The sequence below is a fragment of the Staphylococcus sp. GDY8P94P genome, assembly GCF_017892255.1.
GTDB classification, from domain to species: Bacteria; Bacillota; Bacilli; order Staphylococcales; family Staphylococcaceae; genus Staphylococcus; species Staphylococcus cohnii.
Genome location: NZ_JAESKU010000009.1, coordinates 10,477 through 14,254, shown reverse-complemented (window position 1 = coordinate 14,254; position 3,778 = coordinate 10,477). Strand labels below are relative to the sequence as shown.

Annotated in this window: 6 protein-coding genes; 1 reads left to right on the top strand and 5 read right to left on the bottom strand. The window is 28.6% G+C overall.

The annotated features are described in order from the left end of the window. On the top strand, positions 1 to 330 hold a 330-nt coding region (locus KA926_RS13930), incomplete at its 5' end, for a zinc-binding dehydrogenase (RefSeq protein ID WP_245335852.1). Positions 331 to 463: 133 nt separating this feature from the next. Here KA926_RS13930 and KA926_RS07510 read toward each other — a convergent pair. The 5 genes from KA926_RS07510 to KA926_RS07490 all read right to left on the bottom strand — a co-directional run. Beyond that, complete coding sequence (locus KA926_RS07510) at positions 464 to 838, bottom strand: hypothetical protein (protein ID WP_011867723.1); 375 nt, start codon at positions 836 to 838, stop codon at positions 464 to 466. Between the two features lie 7 nt (positions 839 to 845). Next, on the bottom strand, positions 846 to 1,370 hold the full coding sequence (locus KA926_RS07505) for an acyl-CoA thioesterase (protein ID WP_011867724.1): 525 nt from the start codon (positions 1,368 to 1,370) through the stop codon (positions 846 to 848). Positions 1,371 to 1,480: 110 nt separating this feature from the next. Further along, entirely contained in the window at positions 1,481 to 2,368 is an 888-nt protein-coding gene (cidR, locus tag KA926_RS07500; RefSeq protein ID WP_070039664.1) for a cidABC operon transcriptional activator CidR, read from the bottom strand. 48 nt (positions 2,369 to 2,416) lie between these two features. Further along, positions 2,417 to 2,968, bottom strand: coding sequence for a recombinase family protein (locus KA926_RS07495; RefSeq protein ID WP_011304040.1), 552 nt, complete (start codon positions 2,966 to 2,968; stop codon positions 2,417 to 2,419). Positions 2,969 to 3,122: 154 nt separating this feature from the next. Beyond that, positions 3,123 to 3,778 (bottom strand): AAA family ATPase (locus KA926_RS07490; protein WP_210141390.1); only part of this gene is annotated, 656 nt, incomplete at its 5' end.

Sequence of the window (3,778 nt, the reverse complement as noted above, 5' to 3'; positions counted from 1 at the left end):
GATGTAGCATTTGAAGTAGCTGGTGTAGCACCAACACTTAAATCTGCTATAGACGTTACTAAAGCAAGAGGTACTGTCGTTATAGTGTCTATATTTGGTCATCCTATTGAATGGAATCCAATGCAATTAACAAATACAGGTGTAAAGCTCACTTCGACAATTGCTTATACACCTACTACATTTCAACAAACAATAGATTTAATTAATGAAGGTAATTTAAAAGTTAAAGATGTCGTTACTGATGAGATAGAGTTAGATGATATTGTGGAGTCAGGATTTAAACAGCTTGTAAACGATAAATCACAAGCAAAAATTCTCGTTAAGTTATAAAAGCTAATAAAAGAGCCACTCTAAAAAATCAGAGCGGCTCTTTTATTAGCTAAAATATAGTTTCATTTAGTCAAATAATTTGTGAATTTTTATAATTTTTTAGTCTAAGCATTCTTAATGAATTTATTATTTATTATTTAATAATTGTATTATTAAATACAAAACCAGGTTCGGCACCTAAAATGATAAGAAATATTTGTGAGTAGTCCACATTTTGGAATTTTAATATCATATCTTTAAAAAACACAAAATTAGTATCTTTTTTAACTTTTGCAACTTCTTGTTCATATAATTTCAAAACAGATTCTCTTATTAAAGTTGGTCTCTCATTTTGAATATTTTCACGGTTATCTGAAAACATAAGTACTCCTAAATATTTATAATGGATACTTAATTGTCTTGTCAAACTAGCTATATATTCTAACTTTTCATACATACTAGGAAATTCGTTTCTTAGTTTTTTCAAATCTAACTTAATTTGGTTTAATTCTTCCATTTCATTAATCATTTTATCACTACTCCAATTCCCATGGCTTATTAATATCAAGAGAGTCAATTATATTTTTAGTTTGTGATCGTTTAATTTTTCGCATTTTAGCTCTTTCTTCGCCATCCATAAATAATAATTTTTCTTCTTTGGACTGAGGAGAGATTTTGGGTATTTTAATTGGTTTTTTATTTTCATCCAAAGCTACAAAAGTAAGAAAAGCTACAGCAGCAATTTTTCTTTCTGCAGTAATCATATCTTCTGAAATGACTTTACAAAATATTTCCATAGATTTTTCTCCTGTATAAACTACATAAGATTCTATACAAACGGAATCAGATTGGGTGATTGGATATAAAAATTCTACTGAATCTGTAGAAGCTGTAACACATTCTTTAACTCTTGCATGTCTTCTAGCTGATAGCGTTGCGTTATTATCAATTTTTTTCATTAATACCCCCCCAAACAGTGTATTATAATTGTTTAAATCATTAATTAATACTTGATCCGTACTGACAATTTTACTATCTCTAGGAAATTTATAATTTTCCATAAAAAACTCCCGTTTCTATAATATTTTACATTCTAATTATAGAGCGAGAGTGTATAAATATAAAATATCCTTTTTTTATATAGCTATAAATTTCTCAAATGCTTTTATATTTAATAGTTAATTAAGAAGTTTTCTTGGAGAAATTTAATCCAATTTTTTGTTAAAGAATCAACTATAATATCTTTTCTCCAAATAATACCAAGTTCCCATTTCATGGAAGGTTCATTAATATCGATGGCTTGTAAATTATTATCTAATAAGCCTAGTATTCCTTCGGGTAATATACATATCCCTAGATTATTTAATAACATTTCTTCTATGAAGCTCCATTGGGTGGTTTCAAAAATTATATTAGGATTAAAGCCATAATTTCTACATGTATTTTTGATTTTATCGTTTAAATAGAAATCAGAATTGAATAAAATAAATTCTTGTTCTTGTAAATCTTCAATATCAATCTTTGTTTTTTTAGATAATGCATGATTTTTATGAACGACCAGTTTTAATTTTTCTTCTGAAAAAGAGAATATATCAAAGTTTTTATTATTTGTAGGAAGTACAGTAATTCCCATGTCCAAATCGCCATAATATACATCGTTTTCAATTTTTTTACTACCATTTTCAAAAAGTTGAAAAGTTATATTAGGATACATTTCATGAAATTCCGAAATTAAGCCAATTAATATTCTTATATTAATAATAGTAGGGATTCCAATTTTCAAATGTCCCTTTTTTAATTCTAATAAATTACTTAACTCATTAGGGATATTATCATACATTTTAAGCATTTCTTTACATTGGAAAAAGAAAGCTTCTCCTGCGTCAGTTAAGTATATTTGGTTTTTATACCTATTAAATAAATTTACATCTAATTCTTCTTCTAATAATTTAATTGTATTACTAATTGTGGGTTGTGTGATAAAAAGATTAGATGCTGCTTTGGTCATACTTTTTTGCTTTACGACTTCTACAAAATACTGCATATGTCTAAGTTCCAATAAATTTCCTCCCTTTTTATTATTTCTTCACGTTACCAGTTTTTTAAACTAATTATTTTTTATTATTCTGTATACCGTTGAACGACTAACATCTGTCTGTTTAGCAATCTCTTCCCCAGTTAGTTTTTGTTCATCGTATAAGAATTTGATTTCTCTTTTCTTATAATCTGGCAAAGAAGGACGGCCGCCTTTTCTCCCTCTTGCTCTCGCAGCTTCTAGACCTTTTTTCGTACGTTCACTTAATAAGTTAGCTTCAAGTTCTGCAAATGCACTCATCATTGTAAAAAACATTTTTCCCATCGCATCTTTGGTTGACACATTCATATCAATAATATGTAAATCAATGCCGTTTTCATCTAACCATTGAGACAGATCAATTAATTGTTTTGTTGTACGTCCAAGACGATCTAATTTATAGATAACTAGGATGTCTCCTTCACGTAAATAGTCTAAACACTTATCAAGTTCTGTTCTTTTCGTTTTGCGACCACTCACTTTTTCGCTAAAGATACGTTCACAACCATAGTCTTTAAGTGTATCAATTTGTCCATCAAGACTTTGATCTTGTGTTGATACACGTGCATAACCAATTTTAGCCATTTGAATACCACCTCTTACTAATTGTTTTATGGGTGCTTATACTTATTAATAAAATCTACTTCTCGATGCTGTCACTTTATTCGATATATGAGAATGACTTTACCTAAAAAATGAGAAAAGCAACGCACTATATTAAAATGCGTTACTTTTTCTATTATCGAATACCTATAACTAAACTATCTCTAGCTGTTTCTACAACTTCTGTACTTATTTTATCTAAACCATTTATATCCATAATTCTGTCTATCTGCGCAAATAAACGATGAATCAGCCTAAAATTCCCTTTTGTGATTTTAATAATCGTCGTTATTGCCTCATAATCAGTAAAGTCTTCGAGTTTTAAATCAAATCCTAAATCTTGCCACTTATATTCTAATATATGATGCGTCTCATCTTTACTTAGATTATCAAATTCATGCGCAAAACCTATGCGCGAATATAGTTGAGGATAACGAGATAGTTTTTTCTCTATGCCCGGCATACCAATAAATATCATTGCTAAATTATGTTCATCATAAATAGCTCTTAATTGCTCTAAATGTTGCACTTTAAGGCGATCAATCTCATCTACTATAATTAAATCAATATATTTAAACATATCACTATAATGTTTACTATGTTCATGTCCATACTTATTTACAACATGTAATTTTTGACCCAAATCAATGCTTGCAGTAATACTATATAAATCATTCCTTAATTTAGTTTGTTTTTCTGCTGGTGCAGTATAAAATATTTTATCCACCGATAGTATGTCATCGGTCGTTTTACTAGCTAAATCTTCCCAACCTCTATGGTTAACTTGTTTTT

Bases quoted from the DNA above. Each gene is read 5' to 3' on its own strand.
- KA926_RS07505 (WP_011867724.1), bottom strand. From the start codon at position 1,370: ATGGAAAATTATAAATTTCCTAGAGATAGTAAAATTGTCAGTACGGAT.
- KA926_RS07495 (WP_011304040.1), bottom strand. From the start codon at position 2,968: ATGGCTAAAATTGGTTATGCACGTGTATCAACACAAGATCAAAGTCTT.
- KA926_RS07510 (WP_011867723.1), bottom strand. From the start codon at position 838: ATGATTAATGAAATGGAAGAATTAAACCAAATTAAGTTAGATTTGAAA.